The sequence below is a fragment of the Candidatus Protochlamydia sp. R18 genome, assembly GCF_000648255.1.
In the GTDB taxonomy this organism is placed as follows: domain Bacteria; phylum Chlamydiota; class Chlamydiia; order Chlamydiales; family Parachlamydiaceae; genus Protochlamydia; species Protochlamydia amoebophila.
The window spans coordinates 1-4,452 of sequence record NZ_BASL01000676.1; the positions used below are offsets into that span (position 1 = coordinate 1).

Sequence of the window (4,452 nt, forward strand, 5' to 3'; positions counted from 1 at the left end):
AATTACCTGCTCTTCCTAAGGAAATCCAAGCTAGAGGAATGCTAATCCCTTTAAAATTAACTCCTAAGGTCAAAATATGGATGTGTTTTTTGCCGAATTTCCAATCTGTCCTATCTAATGCCAAGTCATTTTTCTTATTTTTAAGATCTAAAATGATAATCACTAAATCTGTTATGACCTCTTGATAATCATTCAAAGAAGTTAGCCAGTTGAAAAATCTTTGTATTCGTTTGAAATTAGAATCAATTTTTGCCTTACTATACAAAACTGTTGCTAGCTCTGACAGATTCACTGTCTTCACTATGAACAATCCCAATAATAAATTCGTCAATACAGTTAATCTTGACTTGTTCCAATTAAAATATTGACCTAAAATGTTATGCAGCTCGCATATGTGTTTCATAGTACCTCTAGAGTGGTTTCTGAAGTATTATGTCACATATCGCGAGTTTTTTTACATTTTCAAAAAAATTGTCCTGTACAGAGGGTTTGATAATGAAATTAATAAAATCTAGCAGCCATGGCATACTTACATCAAAAATTCTACAAATTTCATTAGGAGACACCTTTTCTAGAAGAACTTTTTTGACAAGTTCCTTTGTTTGTTCGTTAATGATTTTAGCTTCATTGTTTTCGCTTCACTGTTTGCCACACCTAAACAGCGAAAATTTTGCTTTTCATGTCTTACATTATCCTTCTTCTTTACCAAATTTGATCCGCAGTTTGTAGATTCCCTTGCTTTTCTCTGCTTGAATTAGAACAATTAATCTATCCAATTAGATCAGTTTATTGGAATAGCCTTACCTATTTAGCACCACCAAAAAATGCTATTTAACAAGCAACCTTAATAAGAAGATCTACTGATAATAGTTATGCTTTTTACCCTTTTCATGATAAAATTCCTCATTTCTCAATAAAATAATAAACGTGTAAACTGATCAGAATTTATGATTGCATTAATCGAATTAACAATGCGTTTTGGCGCTAAAATACTTTTTAAACAAGTGAATCTTCAATTTAATCCAGGAAATCGATACGGATTGATTGGGGCTAATGGGTGTGGAAAATCTACTCTAATCAAAATTTTGACGGGAGAGATTTGTGCTGATGCAGGTCACGTGACTATTCCTCAACAGCTTACTCTTGGTTCTTTAAAACAAGATCATTATATGTATGAAAATGAACGGGTAATTGATGTTGTATTAAGAGGAAAACAGTTATTATGGCGCAGCTTAGAAGAAAAAAAACGCATTTTACAGCGAGAACCATTTACAGACGATGATTGCCAAGCTCTTTCTCGTTTAGAAAAAATAATCGAGGATCAAGATGGATACACTGCTGAAGGAGAGGCGGCAAAATTACTAGAGGGATTGGGAATTCGAGAAGGGGCTCATCAAAAGCCCTTACATCTTTTATCGGGGGGCTATAAGCTCCGGGTTCTTCTTGCTCAGCTATTTTTCGGTAAACATGCCATTTTAGTGTTGGATGAACCAACTAACCATTTAGATTTATACTCCATTAAATGGCTAGAAGGCTATTTACGCAATTTTCCTGGTACATTAATTGTGACATCTCATGATCGAGATTTTCTTAATAATATTTGTACGCATATTGCAGATGTCGATTATGGGACGATCAAAATTTATAAAGGAGATTACGAAACTTTTGCTAAACAGAAAAAGCAAGATCGTGAGCAAAAAGAAGCCATGCTCACTAAGCATGATAAGCGTCGAGAAGATTTACAAGGGTTTATCGATCGCTTTGGAGCTAAAGCGACAAAGGCTCGACAAGCGCAATCCAAAGCTCGTTTGGTTGAAAAAATAGAAGATGAAATGGATAGCTTAAATCTTCTTCCAACTTCTCGACTTTATCCAAATTTGAATTTTGTACCCGAAAGAGCTTCTGGTGTTACTGTTCTCAAAGCTAAAAATCTCTATAAAACTTATGGATCCAAAAAAGTTTTGGAGAATGTTTCATTTGAAATAGAACGAGGAGATCGCTTGGCGATTATTGGTCCTAATGGAATTGGGAAATCGACTTTACTGGAAATATTGACAGATCATGCCCAACCCGACCAAGGAGAATTTGATTGGGGATTTGCGACTCAAATTGCTTATTTTCCTCAAGACCATGCAAGAGAAGTGCAAGGTGATTTGAACTTGCTTGATTGGCTAGGTCAATTTGATCGGACCAAAACTCAAGAGCAGGTCAGAGAACTTTTAGGTCTCGTTAAATTCTCAGGGGATACAGTTAAGCAGCCTATTCATACATTAAGTGGAGGCGAAACAGCCCGTTTAATTCTTGCTAAAATGATGCTGTTAAAACCTAATGTTTTGATTTTTGATGAGCCGACAAATCACCTGGATTTAGAAGCTATTGATGAATTAACGAAAGCTTTGCAAAATTATTCAGGAACTCTTTTGCTTGTTAGCCATAACCGTTATTTTGTTTCACATATTGCTAATCGCATTTTGGAAATTAACTACCAAAAAATAGAAGATTTTAAAGGAAGCTATCCTGAATACGTAGAAAAGCAAGAAAAAGATCATTTATCCAAACCAAAAGCTTTGAGTCAACGTTACGCACATGAAGAAGCAAAAACAAATTCTTTGTCAACTTATCAAGATCAAAAGCGTTTAAAAAGTTTGAAAACTCAATTAAAGAAGCGAGTATTTTTAGCAGAAGAAGAATGTCATAAAATTGAAGAAAAGATTAAAGAAATTGAACAAATTATGTCTTCTGAAGGGTTTTATCAAATATCAACACGAGAAAAACAGCTAGAATATACTCAAGAAAAACAATTGCTGGAAGATGCATTAATGACTTCTATGGAAAAATGGGAAACAGCAAGTTTGGAATTGCAACAAAGTGAAGCTGAAGATGAGTGATAGATCTTTGACTATTATAGTTGTGGGAGGAGGAGCTGCTGGTTTTTTTGGAGCCATTTCTTGCGCTCATCATTTTCCTCAACATCAAGTCATTCTTTTAGAAAAAACGCGTCAACCATTGGCAAAAGTCCGCATTTCAGGAGGAGGGCGTTGTAATGTGACGCATGCCTGTTTTGATCCTTCTATTTTGATTAAATCTTACCCAAGGGGAAGTCAAGAATTGAGAGGGCCTTTTACTCGTTTTCAACCGAAAGATACGATTGAATGGTTTGAAAATAGAGGAGTGAAACTTAAGGTAGAAGAAGATGGTCGTATGTTTCCGGTAACAGATCAGTCAGAAACAATTATTGCTTGCTTGCAGCAAGCTGCTCGCGAAGCTCGTATAGATATCCGACTTGAAAGAGGTGTTCAAAGAATCATTAAAGAGGAAAAAGGATTTACCTTGCATCTTTCTAATGAAGAAGTTTTAATTTGTGATAAATTGTTAATGGCAACCGGAAGCGCTCCGAAACTTTATCCCTTACTGGAAGAGTTAGGACATACCATTATCCCTCTCGTTCCCTCCCTTTTTACCTTTAATGTACCTGATTCTCCCTTGTTAGATTTAGCCGGCGTTTCATTACCTGTTGCGCAAGTTCGCCTTGTCGATGAAGGAATCATGCAGCAAGGCCCACTTTTACTCACACATTGGGGATTTAGTGGACCAGCTGTTCTTAAGCTCTCAGCTTGGGCAGCTCGTGAACTTCACGCTTTAAATTATAAAACCAAAATGGAAATCAATTGGCTTCCAAATTTATCTGAAGAGGAGATTAGGCAGACTTTCTTAAAAGTGAAACGAAGTAACCCTGCTAAGTTAGTAATGTCGGAATCTTTGTTCGAATTACCTAAACAATTGTGGAAGAAGCTTGCTCAATTATCTAGTATTGATGCTGATTTAAGATGGGCGATGCTTTCCAATAAACATCTTTCTTCTTTCATAACTTATTTGCGCGCTAGCCCATTTTTAATTCAGGGCAAAACTATTTACAAACAAGAATTTGTCACGTGCGGTGGGGTGGCTTTAAATGAAGTCAATTTTAAAACACTTGAAAGTCGCCGTTGCCCCCATCTCTTCTTTGCTGGAGAAATTCTCAACATCGATGGGATCACTGGAGGATTCAATTTCCAAAATGCCTGGACAACCGGATGGATTGCTGGTTGCTCAATGGGAATGCCAACATCCGTCATTTAGTTTTCTGCTTCTTTTAAAGATTTTCGCCTTTTTAGCGATTATGAAGAAAATTTAAAAACAAAATTATTTACTAAAAACTATAAGCGTAAAAAATTTATAGGTTCAACAATAATTACCCAAAACTATTATTGAAAATAAACCGCCTATTCTTAAATATACTAAATTTATTAAAAATAATTAAATTCTGTAACTATATTTATTTTATTAATTTTAAATTTGTTTTAAAATTCATTTTATAAATAATAAAATATAGAATTATTTAATGATAAATAATTCATAATCAATTCCTTAAAATAAATTTTTTATTAGTTAATTATTTAACTAATAAATTAA

2 protein-coding genes and 2 pseudogenes are annotated in these 4,452 nt (G+C 34.7%); 2 read left to right on the forward strand and 2 right to left on the reverse strand.

The features are described from left to right. Positions 1-301: pseudogene (locus TY19_RS04945) on the reverse strand (IS4 family transposase); the annotation flags it as partial. Positions 302-473: 172 nt separating this feature from the next. Next, positions 474-709 (reverse strand): annotated as a pseudogene (locus TY19_RS12745) (IS1 family transposase); the annotation flags it as partial. Between the two features lie 238 nt (positions 710-947). Between TY19_RS12745 and TY19_RS04955 the strand changes: the two are divergent. Both TY19_RS04955 and TY19_RS04960 read left to right on the forward strand, forming a co-directional pair. Then, a complete protein-coding gene (locus TY19_RS04955) occupies positions 948-2,888 on the forward strand; it encodes an ABC-F family ATP-binding cassette domain-containing protein (RefSeq protein WP_042280676.1) in 1,941 nt (646 codons plus the stop codon). Continuing rightward, on the forward strand, positions 2,881-4,119 hold the full coding sequence (locus TY19_RS04960; protein WP_042280678.1) for an NAD(P)/FAD-dependent oxidoreductase: 1,239 nt from the start codon (positions 2,881-2,883) through the stop codon (positions 4,117-4,119). The genes TY19_RS04955 and TY19_RS04960 overlap by 8 nt, the downstream gene beginning before the upstream one ends. Positions 4,120-4,452 lie beyond the last annotated feature (333 nt).

Excerpts from the sequence above, each read along its gene's own strand:
- TY19_RS04955 (WP_042280676.1), top strand. The coding sequence starts at position 948 with ATGATTGCATTAATCGAATTAACAATGCGTTTTGGCGCTAAAATACTT.
- TY19_RS04960 (WP_042280678.1), top strand. The coding sequence starts at position 2,881 with ATGAGTGATAGATCTTTGACTATTATAGTTGTGGGAGGAGGAGCTGCT.